The organism is Brevibacterium sp. HMSC24B04, from assembly GCF_001806835.1.
Taxonomy (GTDB): domain Bacteria; phylum Actinomycetota; class Actinomycetes; order Actinomycetales; family Brevibacteriaceae; genus Brevibacterium; species Brevibacterium ravenspurgense.
Map to the genome: position 1 here is coordinate 4,753 of NZ_KV786095.1, position 18,584 is coordinate 23,336.

At 60.3% G+C, this 18,584-nt stretch carries 21 protein-coding genes; 10 read left to right on the forward strand and 11 right to left on the reverse strand.

Annotated elements, in window-relative coordinates:
* The coding region (locus tag HMPREF3092_RS07235; RefSeq protein ID WP_218079015.1) for a tetratricopeptide repeat protein at nucleotides 1–2,243 on the reverse strand (2,243 nt) is incomplete at its 3' end.
* A 213-nt stretch (nucleotides 2,244–2,456) separates the two neighbouring features.
* Nucleotides 2,457–2,885, reverse strand: a complete 429-nt coding sequence (locus HMPREF3092_RS07240; protein ID WP_083274313.1) for a GNAT family N-acetyltransferase — start codon at nucleotides 2,883–2,885, stop codon at nucleotides 2,457–2,459.
* 179 nt (nucleotides 2,886–3,064) lie between these two features.
* Between HMPREF3092_RS07240 and HMPREF3092_RS11010 the strand changes: the two genes are divergently transcribed.
* The 4 genes from HMPREF3092_RS11010 (at nucleotide 3,065) to HMPREF3092_RS07260 (ending at nucleotide 4,708) form a co-directional block, all read left to right on the forward strand.
* Nucleotides 3,065–3,346: a type II toxin-antitoxin system RelE/ParE family toxin gene (locus HMPREF3092_RS11010; protein WP_026022812.1), complete on the forward strand. Its 282-nt coding sequence runs from the start codon at nucleotides 3,065–3,067 to the stop codon at nucleotides 3,344–3,346.
* Complete coding sequence (locus tag HMPREF3092_RS07250; protein WP_026022811.1) at nucleotides 3,333–3,635, forward strand: HigA family addiction module antitoxin; 303 nt, start codon at nucleotides 3,333–3,335, stop codon at nucleotides 3,633–3,635. Before HMPREF3092_RS11010 ends, HMPREF3092_RS07250 begins: the two co-directional genes overlap by 14 nt.
* A gap of 106 nt (nucleotides 3,636–3,741) precedes the next feature.
* The gene (locus tag HMPREF3092_RS07255; protein WP_070424388.1) at nucleotides 3,742–4,071 is read left to right on the forward strand and encodes an XRE family transcriptional regulator; all 330 of its coding nucleotides are present in this window, start codon (nucleotides 3,742–3,744) and stop codon (nucleotides 4,069–4,071) included.
* Between the two features lie 58 nt (nucleotides 4,072–4,129).
* A complete protein-coding gene (locus HMPREF3092_RS07260; protein WP_070424389.1) occupies nucleotides 4,130–4,708 on the forward strand; it encodes a DNA-3-methyladenine glycosylase I in 579 nt (192 codons plus the stop codon).
* 78 nt (nucleotides 4,709–4,786) lie between these two features.
* On the opposite strand, the gene HMPREF3092_RS07265 is transcribed toward HMPREF3092_RS07260, so the two are convergent.
* Nucleotides 4,787–5,104, reverse strand: a complete 318-nt coding sequence (locus HMPREF3092_RS07265; RefSeq protein ID WP_070424390.1) for an amphi-Trp domain-containing protein — start codon at nucleotides 5,102–5,104, stop codon at nucleotides 4,787–4,789.
* Nucleotides 5,105–5,230: 126 nt separating this feature from the next.
* Here HMPREF3092_RS07265 and HMPREF3092_RS07270 point away from each other — a divergent pair, with 126 nt between their 5' ends.
* The 3 genes from HMPREF3092_RS07270 (at nucleotide 5,231) to HMPREF3092_RS07280 (ending at nucleotide 8,713) form a co-directional block, all read left to right on the forward strand.
* On the forward strand, nucleotides 5,231–5,902 hold the full coding sequence (locus HMPREF3092_RS07270) for a hypothetical protein (RefSeq protein WP_141737985.1): 672 nt from the start codon (nucleotides 5,231–5,233) through the stop codon (nucleotides 5,900–5,902).
* 77 nt (nucleotides 5,903–5,979) lie between these two features.
* Nucleotides 5,980–6,684, forward strand: coding sequence for a hypothetical protein (locus HMPREF3092_RS07275; RefSeq protein WP_070424392.1), 705 nt, complete (start codon nucleotides 5,980–5,982; stop codon nucleotides 6,682–6,684).
* A 100-nt stretch (nucleotides 6,685–6,784) separates the two neighbouring features.
* Nucleotides 6,785–8,713 carry a heavy metal translocating P-type ATPase gene (locus tag HMPREF3092_RS07280; protein WP_070424393.1) on the forward strand — a complete coding sequence of 643 codons (1,929 nt, stop codon included), beginning with the start codon at nucleotides 6,785–6,787 and terminating at the stop codon, nucleotides 8,711–8,713.
* Between the two features lie 121 nt (nucleotides 8,714–8,834).
* Here HMPREF3092_RS07280 and HMPREF3092_RS11610 read toward each other — a convergent pair whose 3' ends face one another.
* The 3 genes from HMPREF3092_RS11610 to HMPREF3092_RS07290 form a co-directional block, all read right to left on the reverse strand.
* Nucleotides 8,835–9,095 carry an LPXTG cell wall anchor domain-containing protein gene (locus tag HMPREF3092_RS11610; protein ID WP_083274317.1) on the reverse strand — a complete coding sequence of 87 codons (261 nt, stop codon included), beginning with the start codon at nucleotides 9,093–9,095 and terminating at the stop codon, nucleotides 8,835–8,837.
* 59 nt (nucleotides 9,096–9,154) lie between these two features.
* Complete coding sequence (locus HMPREF3092_RS07285) at nucleotides 9,155–9,499, reverse strand: hypothetical protein (RefSeq protein WP_070424394.1); 345 nt, start codon at nucleotides 9,497–9,499, stop codon at nucleotides 9,155–9,157.
* A 187-nt stretch (nucleotides 9,500–9,686) separates the two neighbouring features.
* Nucleotides 9,687–10,148, reverse strand: a complete 462-nt coding sequence (locus tag HMPREF3092_RS07290) for a hypothetical protein (RefSeq protein WP_061944174.1) — start codon at nucleotides 10,146–10,148, stop codon at nucleotides 9,687–9,689.
* 108 nt (nucleotides 10,149–10,256) lie between these two features.
* Here HMPREF3092_RS07290 and HMPREF3092_RS07295 point away from each other — a divergent pair, with 108 nt between their 5' ends.
* The 3 genes from HMPREF3092_RS07295 to HMPREF3092_RS07305 all read left to right on the forward strand — a co-directional run bounded on the left by HMPREF3092_RS07295 (nucleotide 10,257) and on the right by HMPREF3092_RS07305 (nucleotide 13,385).
* Nucleotides 10,257–10,841, forward strand: a complete 585-nt coding sequence (locus HMPREF3092_RS07295; protein WP_070424395.1) for a TetR/AcrR family transcriptional regulator — start codon at nucleotides 10,257–10,259, stop codon at nucleotides 10,839–10,841.
* A 187-nt stretch (nucleotides 10,842–11,028) separates the two neighbouring features.
* Nucleotides 11,029–12,456, forward strand: a complete 1,428-nt coding sequence (locus tag HMPREF3092_RS07300; protein WP_070424396.1) for an APC family permease — start codon at nucleotides 11,029–11,031, stop codon at nucleotides 12,454–12,456.
* Nucleotides 12,453–13,385 carry an acetamidase/formamidase family protein gene (locus HMPREF3092_RS07305; RefSeq protein WP_070424397.1) on the forward strand — a complete coding sequence of 311 codons (933 nt, stop codon included), beginning with the start codon at nucleotides 12,453–12,455 and terminating at the stop codon, nucleotides 13,383–13,385. Before HMPREF3092_RS07300 ends, HMPREF3092_RS07305 begins: the two co-directional genes overlap by 4 nt.
* A gap of 99 nt (nucleotides 13,386–13,484) precedes the next feature.
* Here the strand turns inward: HMPREF3092_RS07305 and HMPREF3092_RS07310 are convergent, their stop codons facing one another.
* The 5 genes from HMPREF3092_RS07310 to HMPREF3092_RS07330 all read right to left on the reverse strand — a co-directional run bounded on the left by HMPREF3092_RS07310 (nucleotide 13,485) and on the right by HMPREF3092_RS07330 (nucleotide 18,453).
* Nucleotides 13,485–14,444 (reverse strand): siderophore-interacting protein, encoded by a 960-nt coding sequence (locus HMPREF3092_RS07310; protein ID WP_070424398.1) that lies wholly within the window; start codon nucleotides 14,442–14,444, stop codon nucleotides 13,485–13,487.
* Nucleotides 14,445–14,458: 14 nt separating this feature from the next.
* Complete coding sequence (locus HMPREF3092_RS07315) at nucleotides 14,459–15,322, reverse strand: ABC transporter ATP-binding protein (protein ID WP_070424399.1); 864 nt, start codon at nucleotides 15,320–15,322, stop codon at nucleotides 14,459–14,461.
* 29 nt (nucleotides 15,323–15,351) lie between these two features.
* Complete coding sequence (locus HMPREF3092_RS07320) at nucleotides 15,352–16,281, reverse strand: FecCD family ABC transporter permease (protein WP_083274314.1); 930 nt, start codon at nucleotides 16,279–16,281, stop codon at nucleotides 15,352–15,354.
* Between the two features lie 77 nt (nucleotides 16,282–16,358).
* The gene (locus HMPREF3092_RS07325; RefSeq protein WP_141737986.1) at nucleotides 16,359–17,405 is read right to left on the reverse strand and encodes a FecCD family ABC transporter permease; all 1,047 of its coding nucleotides are present in this window, start codon (nucleotides 17,403–17,405) and stop codon (nucleotides 16,359–16,361) included.
* A complete protein-coding gene (locus tag HMPREF3092_RS07330; protein ID WP_070424402.1) occupies nucleotides 17,386–18,453 on the reverse strand; it encodes an iron-siderophore ABC transporter substrate-binding protein in 1,068 nt (355 codons plus the stop codon). The genes HMPREF3092_RS07325 and HMPREF3092_RS07330 overlap by 20 nt, the downstream gene beginning before the upstream one ends.
* Nucleotides 18,454–18,584 lie beyond the last annotated feature (131 nt).

Consider the following 18,584-nt stretch of genomic DNA (forward strand, 5'->3'; position numbering starts at 1 on the left):
AAGGGGATGGCCCGTTTCAGGTCCCCGGCTGACTCGTAGGCGGCGGCAAGGTTTTCGCGGGAGGCGAGCGTGGAGGGGTGGTCGGGGCCTAGGACGCGTTCGCGGTCGGTGAGGTTTTGTTCGTATAAGGGGATGGCCCGTTTCAGGTCCCCGGCTGAGAGGTAGGCGGCGGCGAGGTTGTTGCGGGCGGCGAGTATGTCGGGGTGGTCGGGGTGGTTAGGGCCTAGGATGCGCTGGTAGTCGGTGAGGTTTTGTTCGTATAAGCGGATGGCCCGTTTCAGGTCCCCGGCTGACTTGTAGGCGTAGGCGAGGTTGTTGCGGACGGCGAGTATGTCGGGGTGGTCGAGGCCTATGGCGCTCTCACAGTCGGTGAGGTTTTGTTCGTATAAGGGGATGGCCCGTTTCAAGTCCCCGGCAGAGAGGTAGGCGCCGGCGAGGTGCTCGCGGGAGGCGAGCGCGTCGGGGTGGTCGGGGCCCAGGACGCGTTGAGTGTCCGTGACTAGGGTTTCAAGGCACTCGATGGCCTCCTGTACTCGACCTTGTTGATTCAACCAGAAGCCAAGCGTCAGGCGCATATCGAAAGCCTGATCATGCTCCAATGGGCAGTGCGTGAGGGCTTGGCTGAGCAAGTCCGTCGCCGGCTGATACTGGAAGGCGTCAGCCAAGTTGCGTGCATGCAGCCAGGCGGCTGCGATGTCCGAAGGAGTGTCGAACCTGTTCGGGTTGAGGGAGACAAGCCATTCAGCCGCCACCGAGGTTGTGGCTGAGCTGGGCAGCCAATAGTCTCCTTCGAGTCGCTTAGTGATCCAGTGATGGAGTTCGGTGACTGCAGCCTGCTTCAACTCGATTTCGTCATCATGATCCAGGTCCAATGCTGCCCGGGCCTGACTAGCCAGGGGAGCTTCACGGAACGCATCCACCTGCTGGTGGATCATCGTCCAGGCTGCCGGTTCGGCCGCCAACGCCAACCCCTCAGCCAGGTCATCTTGATCTGCCATAAATGCTGCAGCCTTGCTGACGATCTCCCTTAGGAATACGGGGACATCATTCTTACGGGCCAGAGCAACCGCTGCGGTCAGGGCCTGCTTGACCTGGGGCGACAATTCGTCCCACCTTTGCCGATACACCTCGGCGAGGGTGCGCGGGATCCCCCTAAGCACATCCTCATCCACCGGCAGGGCACCGTCGTAGCGATTGATACGTCGCTGGATTTTGGGCGAAGTGATCCACATCTCCACCATCAAAGGCGTGCTCATCGAAGCTGTCAGCGCCTTAGCATCTGCCTCCGTCACACGAGGGGCACGGGACCGAATAAGTGCGGAGAGGTCTTCGCCGGCAAGGCGGGGTACGTCCCAGACCTCACCATGATCAGCATCTACGATCGCGTCCAACCAGTCATCCCACACCGTGTTGAGCTCACCTTCGGGCCAGACTGTTAAGACCACCAGCACTGGCCTGCCCTCGATCGGCTGTGCCAGGTCCTGGAGGAACACCCCCAAGTCTTCGGTAAGGCGGTGAGCGTCTTCGACCACCACTACACCCGGAATGCTGGGATGTGTAACGCTCCGGATACCGCTGGCCAACTGGTGGGCGGCGTCATTGCGTCGGGAAGCGGATCGTTGGCCCAGGTGAATTTCTTCGGTCAGGTCCCGCCGCTCATCGAGCCGTCGCTTCCCAGCCTTTCCAGCCTTCCACACCCACGAAGCCATCGTTCCGATCGCCGGCACTGTGACGTTCAACAGATCCTGCAAAAGATCCAACGAGGCGTCGGTCACTTCCCCAATAGTCGCGTCCCGCAACAGAACTGCGACGTCGTTACGCTTGGCCAACAGACGGTCCCACACGCCAGCTTCGTGCGCCCACGCCTGCACCAAAGGAGGTAGCCACTGGGCCAGATCGGCTTGTTTTTCAGCCAACAGATTTCCCTGCATCCTGGACTGTAGGCGTTCGCAGTTGAATGTCCACCACCCAAAAGAGGGCAGCGCATTCGGCGGCCACACGAAGTCATCCAGCGGTGGTCCCAGAACCTTTCGGTCTGCCAAAGGATCAGCTTTTGCGTGTCCGTCCGGGCTGGCGATGGGTGGCCAGAACGGAGGGTCCGGCTGGCGGTCGCACAGACGCGAGTAAAACTCCCGCACGATGCGTGATTTACCCACTCCGGATTCACCCCGCAACACCACCACCTGCGGCACACGCTCGTCACCGTCGGCCACTACGTCCAAACGGTCGACCAACTTCTGCACCAAGTCCACATGCGGGCCAACGAGACGTGATCCTTCGCCTGTCACCGTTTCATCATCTCCCAAGATCGCCCCGGCAGAAATCCATTTAGGTCAGTGTAGTTGGCACAAAGGGCGACGATCGGCGAATCGGAGTGGTCCCGGGTATGTGCGCTTGCGATGGTCTGAAGAGCATCGTTCTCTTGGCGACCAGAGCTACCGCTATTAAGCACCCGCTCAGCTGAAGTGCACAAAAACGCGCACCTGTTCGCTGAGATCGCCGAGGTCGCGGGTCTCTGTGAAGCCCATGGCTTCGTAGAACGAACGAGTGGCCTGGTCGCAGTCGGTCATGAGCGCCTTCTGGCGCACCTCTTCGTAGGGCTCGAATGCTCGCGAAAAGAGCTCGCGGCCAATCCCGCGTCGATGGTGGCTTGGTCGCACGAGAATGTCTTGTAGATAGGCGATCGTGAGCCCATCGCCCACGATGCGGGCGAGTCCCACAAGTTCGTCGCCTACCCTCGCTGTCACGACCCGAAGTGAGGCGCCAACTGCCGCTTCGAGCCGTTCGGGGGTGCGTGTGTAGACCGTCCAGCCGACGGAATCGTAGAGCGAAACAAGCTCTTCTCGCGTGGGCACCTCATTGTGCCTGTATGTCACGATCTCCATGAGTGTGAGTTTAACGCTGGAGGCAACGGAGCCCCTGGCTATTTGCGCAAACGCGAACAGGCGGGGATTTTTCAAACCTCCGCTATTTAGATGGTGTCGCTGCTGCTGGGTGTAACCGCGCAAGAGCGTAACGTATAGCGTTATTGACGCGGCGCGTTATGCCTGGGTATGGTTAAGCTGTGATCCAGTCATTCGCCGACAAGGACACTGAACGACTTTGGAATCGAGAGCGGGTGCGTTCAATCGATTCCCGAATTCACTCAGTGGCGTTGAGAAAACTGCGTCAGCTCGGTTACGCGCAGAGCCTCGAAGAATTGCGGATTCCGCCGGGTAACCGCCTCGAAGCACTTAAGGGCGATCGCGTGGGTCAGCACAGTATCCGTATCAACGACCAGTGGCGTATCTGCTTTCAGTGGACAGCTGCTGGCCCAGAGGAGGTTGAGATCGTTGACTACCACTGACAAGCTCCCTCCGGTTCACCCGGGAGAAGTCCTCATGGAGGACTTTCTCAAAGACATGGGTATTACACAGCACAAGCTCGCCGTCTCGATCGGTGTTCCGCCTCGCAGGATCAACGAGATCGTGCACGGTAAGCGTGCGATCACTGCTGACACTGCCCTTCGACTGGCGAAGTTCTTTGGTATGAGCCCTCAGTTCTGGCTTGGGCTGCAGACTCAGTACGACCTTGATGTGGCAGAAGATAAGGTCTTCTCCGAACTTGAGCAGATTCAAACCATCAACGTTGCCTGACGATAGGTCCGAGTGAGAGTACTCGACAATGATTGCGCTCGCTGTGTCGGCACAGCGCGTTATAACGCTCATTGCGGCGTCAGGTGCTTAGTTTGATACTTGAGGCATGACAATCTGGAAAGTGTCCGATGACTGGTTTGATCGGCACACAACTCAAGACCTTGCTTACCGCGTCCGGGTGCGTGTCATCTCGCCGAACGCGCTGGACTCCGCATGGGCACGCATTGTTGAAGAACACGGCTCTGACGACGATGGCGTCGTGCCCATCGGCGGGGCCGCGCTCATTCGGGTGAATGACTGCGAGGCCGAAGCCATCAGCGGTGGAGAAGACGCCCTTGACTCGCTCGAGTGGGCGGTCAATGACGTCCTCGGTGAAGCTCTCAAGGGTACTGAGGTGCTGGTTGTGTCCGAAGAGCGTTCCTTGGTTTTCGACTAGTTGCCGTCGGACAATTCTGAAACGCAGTTCGGCTCGCGTCCTTGAGGAAGACAGGCACATGAATGAATCGCTGGTCACAGGCGACGATGGTGTCATCCGACCGGCGTGGGCAGCTTCAGACCCTCTGCTGTGTGAGTACTACGACACTGAATGGGGTCGGCCGGTCCGGGATGAACAGGGCTTGTTTGAGCGACTGAGTTTAGAGGCGTTCCAGTCGGGTCTTTCATGGCTGACGATTCTGCGCAAGCGCGAGAACTTCCGCGCCGCTTTCGACGGTTTCGATCCCGAACTCGTTGCCGCCTACACCGATGCTGACCGGGAACGCTTGATGGCGGACGCCGGGACTGTGCGCAATCGGCGCAAAATCGACGCCACGATCACCAACGCGCAGGCAGCGCTGAAGCTGCGTGCCGATGGGGGACTGGCTGACCTCATTTGGGCCCACCAGCCTGAGGTGCACCCCACCCCGAGAACAGCAGACGAGGTGCCCACCACCTCGCCAGAATCGAAAGCTCTCGCCGCAGCACTGCGCAAGAAGGGGTTCGTGTTCGTCGGGCCCACGACTATGTTTGCTCTCATGGAGGCCGTCGGCATCGTCAACACCCACCTGGTCGGCTCAACCGCGCGACCGGAGTGACCGCGCCTCCTCAGTGAGAACAGAAAATCGAAGCCCCTCAGCGCAATGCTGAGGGGCTCACTTGTGTGTCCGGGTTCTTTAGGAGATTGCGAAGCCCGAGGCGGGGCCGTCTTCCGCGATCGGCTTTCCGTTTTCGTCGACGTACCAGTCGATCTCGATTTCGAGTTCACGCTCAATTCCGCGACGCTTACGGGAGTCGGTGACTTCCATCGTCGTGCGGAACGTGCCGGGAAGATCCATGGCGAGAGCGTTGTCGCCGGTGCCTAGTGTCATATCGCCGGCACGGACACGCTCAGCAAGGCTTTCAAAGAAGGCGGCCAGTTCCTCGCGGCTGAAGTCGCCTTTGCTCTTGAGCAGCTTCTGGTTTCTCTTGGGTGTGTTTGGAGTCTGCGTCATTGCGGTCCTCTCTATGTCAGCAGGGGCGGCTTCGAAAGAGCCTCAGGTCCTGGTTTGCACCGCACCATCTCATTATATGAAACTGTCGCTGGGCGTTGTTGGCTGGTCTACCAGAAGTGACCGCGGGTGCGTATTCTGTACGAAAGTCGTGGAAAGTTCATAAGGGATGAATGCATGAAGACTGTTCGCATTGCCATTGCTGTTGCCGCTGCGCTGACCCTTGCCGGCTGCGGCTCAGATGGGCCGTCGGTATCAACTGGCGACAACACCCCAGCGCAAGAAGCGCCGAGTGAAGCGGCCACGGAGAGCGCTCCAGCACAGGACTCTGATGAGCCCCAAAAGCCGAAGAAAGAAGAGAAGCCCGCGGGTGAAAGCGCGATGGGGGCATCCTTCGATGGCAAGAAAGTCGACCCCGAGGGATTCAAATCCACAGCAGTGTTTGCTGACGGTGGGTACTACTTCCAGACTCAGTCGGGTAAGCACCAGTGTGTGATCACTGCTGAATTCGTTGGCTGTGTGCACATGCCTGCGCCGCCCAATGCTCCTGAAGTCCAGCAGGCGGATGGCGGTTATGGGCCTGCTAATGCTTCCCGTATGTATGCCGGCAAAAAGGCTGAAATGTTCGGAATGAGCGATACGACCTTCCTGAAGCAGGACGGCCAGGCAAAGGTTTTGGGCTACGGCGAAGTGCTTGATGTCAAAGGCTTCAAGTGCACTACGGACATGGAACTCGGCGTCATCTGCATTCAGGGCGAACACGGGTTGCAGGTGTCTTCGCAGAAGTACACGCTTCGCTGATTTCAGTAGGGGGTGCGCGCGGTTTCATGGCGTGTGGGAACAAAGAATTGCGAATTGTGAACGGATAGAATTTTGCCATGAAGATTCTGCGTACCGCGGGTGCTGTTCTTGCCGTGCTTGCCCTTGCTGGCTGCGGTTTGAGCCAGCCGTCAGTTGAAATTGCCCAGCCAGAGCAAGCCGAGACGAGCCAGGCTGATAGCAGTGAAGGGTCAGATGTCGGTCAGGAAGAGTCTGATCCCAACGAGCCGATTCGCCCCACAGGCGGCGCTCCCGCGCCGAAGCAGCAGGATCAGAAGCAGGCTCCAAAGAAAACGAAGGGCTCCGGCGGGGGAAGCTCCAGCAGTGAGGGCAATTCCTTGAACAGCTACTTCAAGGGAGGTAAGAAAGTCGGCACTGAACCATTCCGTGAAGCAACCGGATATATCGGTGACGCGTACTACTTCCAGGCGCCTTCCAAAGTGCACTTCTGCATGATTTCGAAAGACTACGTTGGCTGTCAGTCGAGCAACCCGCCGGCGAATGCTCCTTCGGTTCAGTATGCGGACGGCGAGCACGGCAAGCCGAACGGCATCGTCATGGAACAGGGGAGTAGGCCTGCGTTTCAGGGGCTCACCGACACTGCGTATATCAACAACTACAGCAGCTCGACGGTTGTCCTTCAGTACGGTCAGGTCCTTGAGGCCTACGGTTTTAAGTGCACCACGAACGTCGATTCCGGTGTGATCTGCGTGCAGGGATCCCACGGCTTCCAGTTCTCGTCGAAGAAGCACAAGATCCTCTGACGTCACCTCAATACCCCAACATATTAGCCGCTGCTTATATGTTGTAAGGTGGACATATAAGCAGTTGCTTATGTGACCACCTTTTTTTGAGGAGTGCCTGATGAGCGCCGCGTGCTGTGCAGCAGAAGCCCCCACCCGCCCCATCGTTCCCGGCGAAGAAATTGAGACAGCCCCCGTGTGGTGGCGCGACCCGGCCCTGCTGCCGTCGGCAATCTCCGGTGCGTTCCTCCTCGGCGGCTTTGCCTTCGGCTTTGCCGGCCACACGCTGATTGCGACCATCCTCGAATCCATTGCTCTGCTGGCTGGCGCGTGGACTTTCGTGCCGGGAGCCCTGAGGGGAGTGGCGCGCGGCAAGATCGGCGTCAGCCTGCTCATGACGATCGCAGCGGTCGGTGCCGTTGCACTTGGTCATGTTGCCGAGGCGGCTGCACTGGCTTTTCTCTTCTCCCTTGCAGAGGCGTTGGAAGACCGCGCGATGGACCGCGCCAAAGCGGGACTGCGGGAACTGCTTTCCCTGGTTCCGCAGACCGCCCGGGTGATGCACGGCGAAGAAGTCCACACGGTTCCCGTGGCGAACCTTCGTGAAGACGACCGCCTGATCATCGGTGCTGGTGATCGGATCGCAACCGACGGCGTGATCGTTGAAGGCCAGTCGCACATTGACACCTCGGCCGTTACCGGTGAGTCAATCCCGGTGGCGGTAGCACCAGGTGACGAGGTGGCGGCCGGTACCGTCAACGGCTCGGGTTCGCTCGTGGTCAGGGCAACTGCGGATGGTCGGGACAACTCGCTTACGCAGATCGTTTCTCTTGTTGAGCAGGCGCATGCCCGCAAGGGCTCACGAGCCCGGCTGGCAGACAGAATCGCCCGTCCGCTTGTGACGATTTCACTCATTGCCGCGGCCTTCGTCGCAGTGTTCGGCTTCATCATCGGAGACCCGTGGACATGGGTTGAGCGCGCACTCATTGTGCTTGTCGCTGCCTCGCCGTGTGCGCTCGCCATTGCGGTGCCGGTGACCGTCATCAGCGCCATCGGCTCGGCCTCAAAATTCGGCATCGTCATCAAATCCGGTGCGGCCTTTGAACGCTTCGGCGCTGTGGAACAGGTGGCCTTCGACAAGACCGGCACCCTGACCAACGGACACCCGGAGGTTGCGGAGGTCCGCACGGCCGGGGAAATCACCGAGGCTCAGGTTGTGGCGTGGGCTGCCGGCGTCGAGGCGACAAGCACACACCCACTGGCCGAAGCAATCGCTGCGGCGGCGCCCGCTGCTCCTGCGGCCGCTGACATCATTGAAGAAGCAGGCCATGGCATTCGCGGGACTGTCCAGGGCACAGCTGTTCGTGTGGGCAGCCCGCGCTGGATCAACCCGGATGGCCTCAGTGCTGATGCTGAAGAGCTCGCCGAAGCCGGTATGACGGTTGTGGTTGTTGAAGCTGACGGTGAGGTTGCCGGACTTATCGGTGCCCGTGATGAGCTGCGGTCGGAAGCGAAAGAGACAATCGCGATGCTTGCCGAAGAGGGTATCAGCACAATCATGCTCACCGGCGATAACCGTCGCACCGCCCAGGCGATTGCTGCGGCCGCAGGCATTGACGAAGTGCGTGCTGAACAGCTTCCGGCCGATAAGGCGGCAGCTATTGCCGGGCTGAATGAAGGGCGGCCAACCGCGATGGTTGGCGATGGCATCAACGATGCTCCTGCGCTCGCCACCGCAACGGTCGGCATCGCGATGGGCGCCACCGGTTCGGCTGCAGCGGTGGAGTCAGCTGACATCGCACTGACGGGGCGCGACCTTCGGCTGATTCCGGCAGCCCTCGCACATGCCCGCCGTGGCCGGAAGATTATGACTGTCAACATCGCCCTGTCGCTGGCGACTGTCCTTGCGCTGTTCCCGATCGCTGTCTTCGGTGTGCTCAACCTCGCCGGGGTGGTGCTGGTTCACGAACTCGTTGAGATCATCGTCATTCTCAACGGTGTGCGAGCTGCTCGCGTGGGTCGGAAGTACCGCGGCATCGCTGCGCAGTAGCCCACGGGTTCGGTTCCTGTTGGATTGACTGACGAGGTGGAGCGCAAGCACGTGGGCCCCGGAATGTTTCCGGGGCCCACCGTGTGACTGTCTGTCAGTCTGCTGTCAGATCAACCTGATTTCAGGCGTCCGTTGTTGCGCGCTTGCGTCGACCTGCGACGACAGCGGCGGTTCCGGCTGCCAGCAGGCCTGCCGCAATTGCGGCGGCTGCGCCGATTTCCGTACCTGTGCGGGGGAGCGAACCGCCAGTGTTCGAGCTGCTGCCCGCAGCGGCAGGTGCCTCTGAAGGGTCGTCATCCGAGTCAGCCGATGCGTTGTCGGTCTCGGTCTGCGCGGTTCGGTCTGCGGTTCGGCCATGGCGGGTGCTGCGAAGCCCATGGATACGATCGCGGCGGCGGCGACTGCGATGCCCAGTGTTCTGCGGGCGCTCGGGTCAGCTGTTCAGACTTCGATTGCTTCGCGGTCGCGCCTGCCCGCAACCACCGTCGCAGCCGCTGTCGTCAGCAGGCCGCCGGCGATGGCGGCTGCAACTGCGAGTTCGGTTGTCGTCTGCGGCAGCGAACTTCCGCTGCGGTCGTAGACGGCGTGAACGCTTTCGGTATCCGGTGCGTTTCCGTAGAGCTTGGGAACACTTGCCTCTGACTCAGCTGCCGAGGTGCCGCTTGCCGTGATCTGCTCCGTCTGGTCCGGTGCCGCTGCTGCGGGTGAGATGAAACCGGTGACGGTCAGGGCAGTCAAGACAGCCGTGCCGACAGTGATCTGGCGGACGGTGTTCGCAAAGCTCATGCAGCACTCCTCAGGGTTCCGAATGCGAAGGGAGAGATGGCGCGAAGCGCTGAACCCATTGCAAGCCTTAAGAGTGGCGGGATGTTGGCCGGTTGTTGGACCGGCGGCAAGCCCGAGGTGAACGCGCGGACAATACCGCGCGTTCACCTCGGGCCTGTCGCGGTCGTGAGGATTCTTGGGCAGGAGTTCAGCCCAGAAGGTTGAAGCCTGCGACTGTCAGAATTCCGAACAGTGTGCCCCACATGACGATGGAGACAATCTGCCATCTGGCAACAGCGTTGCGGGAGGCTCCGAAGGACACCATTGCCATCGATGTGATCTGGCTGGGCAGAACCGTCTGTCCCAGGAGGCTAACACCGGGAACGCCCCAGCGATCGAACATTTTTCGCAGGCGCTGTGTGCTGCGTTTGGGTTCGCGCTTGGCAAAGCGGCTGCGCAGTTTGTGTGCACCGAAGACCAGAAGAAGCATCGATGCTGTGTTGCCGATGACCGCGGCAATCACTGCAACAACCGGGTGGACGCCGGCGATGATTCCGATTGCGGACCCGAAGTATGACTCGACGAACGGCAGTGCGGCGATGAGGATGACGCCAGCCCATCGCGCCCATTCCGGCAGTGACTGTGTGAAGTTCTGAAGTGCGTCGATCATGATTCCTCCCGTGTTTTGTACGGCGTACTAGTGCAGTGTACTAGCACGATGTACTAGACTGTCAACAGCTGAATGGTGCAATGCTTCAGACAAGTGATGGGAGTTCGAATGAGTGATCGGCGTGAGCAGATTCTCGAGGCGGCGCTGCAGTTGGCGAACGAAAGCGGCCCGGGGGCGCTCAGTGTTCGTGCGGTAGCCGAGCGTGCAGGGATCGGGGCGAGCACTCTTCGCTACTACTTTCCTGCGCAGAGCGACCTGGCGTTTGCCGTGTCGGAGCGAATGATGCTGCGCACAGTTCCCGACCTCAACATCGAAGACTCGTCGTTGCCGCCGCATCGGCGACTCGCGGAGTGCGCAATGCAGTTTCTGCCGCCGAGTGCTGATGAGGCTCCGTATCAGGTCAGCGCCTGGGCGGAGCAGATTGGCGCGGGGTTTGGCCTTAATGCGGGCGAGGCTTCGAGGCGCCTTCTGGAACGGCTGTATCGACTGGGCATAGGCCGTTTCGAGGCGTGGCTGGGCGTGCTTGCGGCAGAGGGGTACGTGGATGAAGGTGAAGTTGCCGAAGCAGCTTCGATCTTGTCGGCTGCCTGCGATGGCTTCATGCTGCAGTTGGCCGCGGGGGAGGCTGATCTTGAGCAGGTGCGCGAGCGTTTGGAAGCATTGTGCATTCTGATTGTGCACGGTGAACACTGATGGTCCGCATGGCGAGTCCGCAAAAGAAAAAGGCCAGAAAAGTACGGCAGCTTTTCTGTTTTTAGGTCCGTGGTTTTTACTTTTTCTCGCTAGGCGGACATTCTTCGAAAGTTTTTTCCATTTCCTGTGAGCTGGCGTACGCTGTGGTTGCTCTAAGCAACGAAGCTTCTTAGTTTAAAGGAAGACGATGGCGTCCAATCTTGCTCAAAAAACAGTTGGGGTCGAAAGCTACGGCTATAAACAAGAGCTCAAACGCTCCCTGACTACCGTGGATCTTGTTATCTACGGAATGGTTTTTATGCTTCCGATCGCACCTTGGGCTGTGTTCGGCGTTGTCTACAACCAGTCGTTGGGGATGGTCCCGCTGATCTACCTCATCGGCGTCGTGGCAATGATCTTCACTGCGCTTTCCTATGCGCAGATGTCGAAGCGGGTGCCGCTGGCTGGTGGCGTGTTCTCCTATGTCACAGCAGGAATCAACCCGAGCGTTGGATTCTTTGCCGGATGGCTCATGTTGCTTGACTATCTTTTGGTTCCGACGCTCTTGTACGTTTTCGGTGCTGAGTCGATGGTGGGACTTTTCCCCAACACGGAACGCTGGGTGTGGGGCATTCTCTTCGTCCTTGTGAATACCATCATCAACCTGTTGGGAGTTACTTCTCTGAAAAACCTCAACCGCCTGTTCATTGCGGTTCAGCTGTTTTTCATCGTTGCTTTTGTGGTTATTGCAATCAGCGCAATTGCAACGGGCTCGGCGCCGGGTGCGAACTGGAGTTTCGATCCCATGTGGGATTCCTCGAAGGTGACGGCTCCACTGCTTGCCGGTGCGCTGTCTTTGGCGCTTCTGTCGTTCCTCGGCTTTGACGGCATCGCCATGATGAGCGAGGAATCCTCAGGTGGTCGCAAGTCCGGAGGCCGCGCAATGGTTCTTGCACTCATCGTTATGGCGACTCTGTTCATTGTGCAGACCTGGCTTGCAAGCCTGTTGGCCGGCGGAGCAGACTCTTTTTCGGCTGAAGAGGAAAACAACGCCTTCTTCACGATCGTCGCTGCTGCGGCAAGCTCAGGGTGGGCGCAGGCATTCCTTGTGGTCAATGCGTTTGCAGTCGGCATCGCCAATGCCATGGCTGGGCAGGCAGCGACATCGCGTCTTCTGTATTCGATGGCCCGTGACGGCCGTCTGCCGAAGTTCCTGTCCAAGGTCTCGAGGAAGCAGGTGCCTGCCAATGCACTCATCTTCGTTGCAGTCCTCACCACAATTCTCGTTGTGTTCTTCGTCGGTCAGATCGAATTGATTTCATCGCTGGTGACGATTGGTGCTCTGCTCGGCTTCCTCATGCTGCACTTCACGGTTATCTGGGCCCTGTTCATCAAGAATCGTGACGGCCGATCGGTGCTCAACCACCTCATCCTGCCCGGAATTGGGTTCCTCATCATCGGATACGTCGTGCTCAACGCTGGTACTGCCGCCCAGCTTGGCGGTGCCGCATGGATACTTGTAGGCGTGATCGTGTTCTTCGTCACGCGCAAGCAAGTGCGAGGACTGAGTGCGACCACTGTCGGGCAGGGGCGAGGCTTCGTCACTTCGCAGCAAACAGAAAAGGCGGAATCATGACAACGATTGACCATTTCCTCTCCAACGAAAACGGCAAAGGCTCCTTCAGCGCTGACATCGAACCCGCCCTCGAGATCAAGCCTGGGACCGGCGAAACCATCGGCTTTGAAACTGATGACGAGGTCTACGACCAGCTGTACGAAGGCAAAACCCTCGACCAGATCACAGCACAGATCAACCCCGTCACCGGTCCGGTTTACGTCGAAGGGGCAGAACCCGGCGACACTCTTGTTGTCCACATCCACGACATTGAGCTGACTGAGTTCGGCTACTCGGTGTATCTGCCCGGTGCCGGAGCGCTGGCCGAACGCATGGGCCAGGACCAGATGGCGCGCCGCATCCCCGTCAAGGACGGCAAGGTCACGCTGTTCGACGGTGTGGAAGTCGATGCCCTGCCGATGATCGGCTGCATTGGCACTGCTCCCGGCGAAGGCGAAGGCTCCGTCGTCATGCCCAGCTTCGCAAACGGCGGCAACATGGACCTCACGGATGCCAAGCCCGGTTCGACCGTCTACCTGCCGGTGGACGTGCCCGGTGCGCTGCTGTCAATCGGCGACATCCACGCCATCATGTCCCGCGGCGAATCCAGCTTCGTCGCAATCGAAGCGCAGGGCACGGCAATTGTGTCCGTCGACCTCATCAAGGGTGTGAAGCACCGCGCTCCGCGCATTGAAACGGAAGACGAATGGATCTTCATCGGCCTGGGCAACCCCGTTCAAGAATCCATCCAGCGCGGCTACGAAGACCTTTTCGACTTCCTCGTTAAGGACAACGGCTATTCACGCGAAGACGCCTACGTCGCCATGAGTGCTCTGGCGCACTCTGAGCTGGGCGGGCCCACCGGTTCGGAAGATCCCGACCCACTGCACCCGTTCACCGCAATCGGCGCGGTCACGGTCCACCGCCTGCCGAAGTCGCTGCTCAAGTGACCCTGAGATAAGCGCTGTCTCCAGCGTGAATAAGCCAGCGGCCGGGTTCTGGATTTCCAGAGCCCGGCCGCTGTGCTGTGCAAACCGTGAGTGCCTGCCTTAACCCTTATGGGCTATGCCCTTCTTCCAGTAGCCCATGAACGACACGCACTGTCGTGGGACTCCGCGTTCCTGGACTAGCATGCGTCGCATGGCAGTGACCGCCCCGGATTCTCCGGCAATCCAGTAGTAGACATCGTCTGCTTCGGCGTGCTCGACAGGAGTGATGTCCTCTCCGCTGCGTGAGAACTGCGGTGTTTCCCACACCATTGCGCTCGCGTCGTCAGCAGAAGCATCGAGTTGCGGCTGGTCGCCGGGTTCGCCGCCAGACTGCGCGATCGGTGCAGCCGATTCGAGTGCGCTGATCAGGAGGTCGCCGTGGTCGGCATTGTCGCTTTCGCGGACGAGCCATTGGATGCTGACGCCATCAGGAACATCGACGCTCTGCTTGTCGGCCTCGGTCGGCACCTCGATGAAGGCTTCCCCTGTGGTGCCCTCCGGCCATTCAGAGAGCGTCTTGGCAATGGCCGGCAGCGCGGTTTCATCACCGTATAGCTGCACGGTCTTGCAATCTCCGGGGGAAAACTCAATGCCGGCGCCGGAGTCATCGTCGATGCTCGGAGCAATGACGAGCAGTTCATCGCCCGGTTTGGCTTCTTCCGCCCAACGGGACGCAGGGCCGGACTGGCCGCGCTCGTCGGTGTGGAGAACGAAGTCGATGTCGAGCTCTGCTCGGTTCTGCGATGCCTGGTTAGGGTCTTCGGGGCGGCGGAAGTCGCGAACACTGTATGTTCGCATGATTCCGCGCTCGTCTTCCGGCAGAGCTCTTCTCACCTGGATCCCTTCTGGACCCGCAGGCAGATCCGGAAGACCTTTGAGCCCCGGGATGATGATCTTGATGCGCAGGTCGCGGGTCACCCGCGCCGGTCCCATCTGGTCAACACCTGTGAACGTCACTCGCTGAAAGTTAGGGGTGATGCGCTCGCTGCGCAGAACGCTGACGCGAAACGGCATATACATGGGGGCTCCTTCTATCAGTGGGGTGCGTTGATGTGTGCTTGGCGGATGAAGCCGTCAGCGTGGTGGCGGCCGATGGGCATGATCGACGGCAATCCCGACACAGGATCTGCGACGATTGACGCTTCAAGGTCAAAGACATCTCGCAGCGTTGTATCGGTGATGACGTCGTGAGAGCTTCCGGCGCGCTTGATCATTCCGCTGCGCATTGCGACAAGCTCATCCGAATACCGGGCAGCGAGGTTGAGGTCGTGGAGAACCATGATGATCGTTGTGCCGCGCTGTCGATTGAGATCCGTCAGCAGGTCGAGAACCTCAAGCTGGTGTTTCAGATCCAGATATGTCGTCGGCTCATCGAGCAGAAGCACATCTGTCTGCTGGGCAAGTGCCATGGCAATCCATACGCGCTGGCGCTGGCCGCCTGACAGCTCGTCGACGGGACGATCTGCGAGATCTGCGATCTTCGTGTCCTCCAGTGCGCGCGCAGTTGCCTCGAAATCCTCGGAACTCCAGCGGCCGAAGAGACCCTGGTGAGGTGTTCGTCCGCGCCCAACGAGGTCGAACACCGATATGCCCTCAGGTGCGGTCGGCGTCTGCGGCAGCATCGCAACCCTGCGTGCCAGTTCCTTCGATCCGAAGTCGGACAGCGGCCGTCCGGCCAGTTTCACAGCGCCGCCGCTGGGCTTGATGAGCCGGGCAAGGGTTCGCAGGAGCGTCGATTTGCCGCACCCGTTGGGGCCGATGATCGACGTGATCCGCCCAGCGGCGAATTCATGGTGTACCGAGTCGACGATGCGGTGATCGCCGTAGCCCGAGCTGAGGTTCTCAGCCGACAGGCTCCAAGCCTCTGCGGGCGACGGGGGTGAGGAGGGCACAGTCATCGTCGATCAGGCCTTTCTGTTTCGGTGTGTCATTTTCGAGCGCGGATGAGCAGGGCAATGAGGAGCGGAGCTCCGAGTGCGCCGGTGACGACTCCAGCTGGATAGCGCGTCCCGAACGCGAATTGACCGATCGCATCGGCGGTGAGGATGAGTGCAGCACCCACCAGTCCGGAGGGAAGGATGAGAGACGTCCCGGCAGGGAAGAGTCGGGCTGCAATCGGACCGGCCATGAAAGCTGCGAACGCGATGGGGCCCGCAACGGATGCAGCGGCCGAAAGGAACAGAACCGCGGCCATGAGCAGCGCTGGACGGAGCATCCGCGACCTCACACCCAAAGCTTCGACGGTGTCATCACCGAAGCGCAGCAGTGATAGGCGATTCGAGCCGAGAATTCCCACGCTCAGAGCAGCCGCCGCTGCGATGAGGGCGGGCCAGCCCTGTTCAAAGCTCGCGCTGTTGAGAGACCCGGTCAGCCACCGAACCGCCGTCGGGGCATCCCAAGCGGCAGCTCGCGACAGCACATAGGACGTCCATGACTGCATCACAGCGCCAACGCCGATGCCGATGAGGATCAGCTTCGGTCCCGACCGCGGTCGGGGTACGAGCAAGAAGACCGCCGCGGCGATGACAAGCGAGAAGATCAGCGAAGTCGCAGACACAGCGGCGGTGCCCCAGTGGAAGAACACGATTGCGGTTGCGCCGGCGGCCGAGGCCGCGCTGGAGATTCCGATGATGTCCGGCGAGGCCAGCTGATTGCGCAGCAGGGTCTGGAACAGTGCGCCCGAAACTCCGAATGCTGCGCCGACGGCCGCACCGACGGTTGCGCGCGGCAGCCGGAGGTCGCCAACGGCAAAAGAGGCACCCGGGACGGTGTGGCCGGTGAGAACGGCCCAGACTTCGCTCGGGGAGTAGAACACGTCGCCGATCATGAGGCTGCAGAACCACAGGACGAGGACCACTGCTGTAAGAACTGTCAATCGGACCACAGTGCTCAAGCGCGCTGACCGGCGAGCAGCGCGCAGATGTATCACAGCAGTCACAGTCCGCCTCCTTTGGCTCGCCTAGCCAGCCAAATGAACAGGGGTGCCCCCAGAAGAGGCGTGATGATGCCGACCGCAATCTCACTGGGTCGGCCGACAACGCGCCCGAGGGTGTCTGCCGCGGTGAGAATGACGGCACCTCCCAGGAACGAGGCTGGAATGAGAAGTCTGTGATCCGTGCCCAGAAGAAGGCGCAGGGTGTGGGGAACGATGAGCCCGACGAACCCGATCGGCCCTGCGACCGCAACAGCGGTTCCGCACAAGATCACCGCACCGACGACGGCAAACAGTCGGGTTCTGCCCGCCGGTACGCCCAAGCCAGCCGCCGCTTCATCACCCAAAGCCAGAGCGTTCAGTCCGGAAGCGGACAGCCACACGATGACAGCGCCGGTTACGAGCAGGGGAGCGGCAGCTGCAAGAGTCGACCACTCGGCACCTCCCACAGAGCCGATCTGCCAGAAGCGAAACCGGTCCATGACGTCCTCGCGCGGAAGTATGACTGCGCTGGTCAGACTCGACAGGGCCGCGGCGGTCGCGGCACCTGACAAAGCGAGCTTCAGAGGAGTAGCACCGCCTCGGCCCAGAGACCCGACGGCGTAGACAAAAGCAGCCGCGGCAAACGCTCCGACGATGGCGACGGCCATTGTCGGAGCGGGACGCGACAGCCCGGTGAACGCCATAGCGGCCGATACCGCGAGTGCGGCGCCCGCAAGAATCCCGAAGATACCGGGGTCGGCAAGCGGATTGCGGGTAACGGCCTGCAGTGTGGTTCCCGCCGCGGCAAGGGCCGCGCCGACGCTCATGGCCAGCGCGGTGCGCGGAATCCTGACCGCCGCGGCTGCTTCGCCGGCAGTTGAAGTGCTGCCGGTCATGGCGCCGAGCGCGTCAGAAGCCGAAATGCTCCGCACACCGAACATCAATGAACACACCGCGGCAGCGGCGACAAGGGCAACAAGCAGGGCAATCGCCGTTGCCGACTTGACGCCGCCTGTCGACAACGCGTGCGAGCTGAGCGGCTTCGCGTCAGGCCTTGAGGGCTTCATCCAGCTGCTCGAAGTAGCGGTCAATGCCCCACGGAATTGACAGCGGCGACGGGTTCGCGGCTGCTCCCAGAGGTCCGTTCTCGAGGAACGCAACACGGCCGTCGGCGATTGCGGGAATCTTCGACAGGAGCGGATCGGACTGCATGCTCTTCAACTGCTTTTCGTCGTCTTCCTTGCTGCCTGACGAGTACGACACAACGAGGTCGGTGTCCTTGAACACCTCGGGCTTCTCCGCTGACACCTCGAGCCAGAACGCATCGCTCTTCTCAGATTCGCTCTTGACGTAGTCCGGTGCGGCAAAGCCGTGTTCGGCCAAAAAGCCCATGCGGGGATCTTTTGTTGAGAAGAAGCCGACCTTAGATGAATCCTTGGTACCGCTGAACGACGTGAACAGCACCTTCTTGCCCTTCAGGTCTGGATGCTTCTCGAGAGCGTCGGCAACCTTCTTTTCAGCGTCCTGAACAAGCTTTTCGCCATCGGCCTTTCGGCCAAGCGCTGTGGCGTTCATCTCCGTCATGTCTTTCATCGACGTTCCCCAGGGAATGTCGGGGTAGGCCACAACCCGTGCGATCTTGCTGAGGGTTTCGTAGTCTTCCTTCGTCAGCCCGGAGTAGGACGCGAGGATGACATCCGGCTTCGTGTTGGCAACTTCCTCAAACGGGATGCCGTCGGTCTCATCGAAGAGGACCGGCGTTTCTCCGCCAAGCTCAGAGAGCTTTTTTTCGTCCCACGGCATGATGCCGTTGCCATCGTCATCGCCCCACGTGGCCTTCGACATTCCGACCGGCACAATTCCAAGGGCCAACGGAACTTCGTGGTTAGCCCAGCCGACCGTCGCCACTCGCTGGGGGTTCTTCTCGACTGTGGTCTTGCCGAATGCGTGCTCGACCGTGACCGGGAATTCGTCAGTGGCCGCAGCGGACTGCGTTTGGCCGCCGCTGCTGCCGGACTGCTCGGTGCCGCATGCTGCGAGGGTGAATGCGAGTGAGCCGGCGAATGCTGCGGCTGCTAGAGCTCGCCCGGTACGAGCGGTGGGGAATGGAAGCACAGGATTCCTCTGTTTTGGTTTGGAATAAGAGACAAAGCATTAGGTTAGGCGAGCCTCATCTAATAACGCAAAGGAGTCGTGACGATAAGGTGTGAGCCGGATCGGATTGTGTTGAAGATCTCCTTTAGGTG

Excerpts from the sequence above, each read along its gene's own strand:
- HMPREF3092_RS07285 (WP_070424394.1), bottom strand. The coding sequence starts at position 9,499 with ATGAGCTTTGCGAACACCGTCCGCCAGATCACTGTCGGCACGGCTGTC.
- HMPREF3092_RS07280 (WP_070424393.1), top strand. The coding sequence starts at position 6,785 with ATGAGCGCCGCGTGCTGTGCAGCAGAAGCCCCCACCCGCCCCATCGTT.
- HMPREF3092_RS07300 (WP_070424396.1), top strand. The coding sequence starts at position 11,029 with ATGGCGTCCAATCTTGCTCAAAAAACAGTTGGGGTCGAAAGCTACGGC.
- HMPREF3092_RS07275 (WP_070424392.1), top strand. The coding sequence starts at position 5,980 with ATGAAGATTCTGCGTACCGCGGGTGCTGTTCTTGCCGTGCTTGCCCTT.
- HMPREF3092_RS07265 (WP_070424390.1), bottom strand. The coding sequence starts at position 5,104 with ATGACGCAGACTCCAAACACACCCAAGAGAAACCAGAAGCTGCTCAAG.
- HMPREF3092_RS07290 (WP_061944174.1), bottom strand. The coding sequence starts at position 10,148 with ATGATCGACGCACTTCAGAACTTCACACAGTCACTGCCGGAATGGGCG.
- HMPREF3092_RS07295 (WP_070424395.1), top strand. The coding sequence starts at position 10,257 with ATGAGTGATCGGCGTGAGCAGATTCTCGAGGCGGCGCTGCAGTTGGCG.
- HMPREF3092_RS07325 (WP_141737986.1), bottom strand. The coding sequence starts at position 17,405 with ATGAAGCCCTCAAGGCCTGACGCGAAGCCGCTCAGCTCGCACGCGTTG.
- HMPREF3092_RS07305 (WP_070424397.1), top strand. The coding sequence starts at position 12,453 with ATGACAACGATTGACCATTTCCTCTCCAACGAAAACGGCAAAGGCTCC.
- HMPREF3092_RS07255 (WP_070424388.1), top strand. The coding sequence starts at position 3,742 with ATGACAATCTGGAAAGTGTCCGATGACTGGTTTGATCGGCACACAACT.
- HMPREF3092_RS07240 (WP_083274313.1), bottom strand. The coding sequence starts at position 2,885 with ATGGAGATCGTGACATACAGGCACAATGAGGTGCCCACGCGAGAAGAG.
- HMPREF3092_RS07260 (WP_070424389.1), top strand. The coding sequence starts at position 4,130 with ATGAATGAATCGCTGGTCACAGGCGACGATGGTGTCATCCGACCGGCG.
- HMPREF3092_RS07315 (WP_070424399.1), bottom strand. The coding sequence starts at position 15,322 with ATGACTGTGCCCTCCTCACCCCCGTCGCCCGCAGAGGCTTGGAGCCTG.
- HMPREF3092_RS07310 (WP_070424398.1), bottom strand. The coding sequence starts at position 14,444 with ATGTATATGCCGTTTCGCGTCAGCGTTCTGCGCAGCGAGCGCATCACC.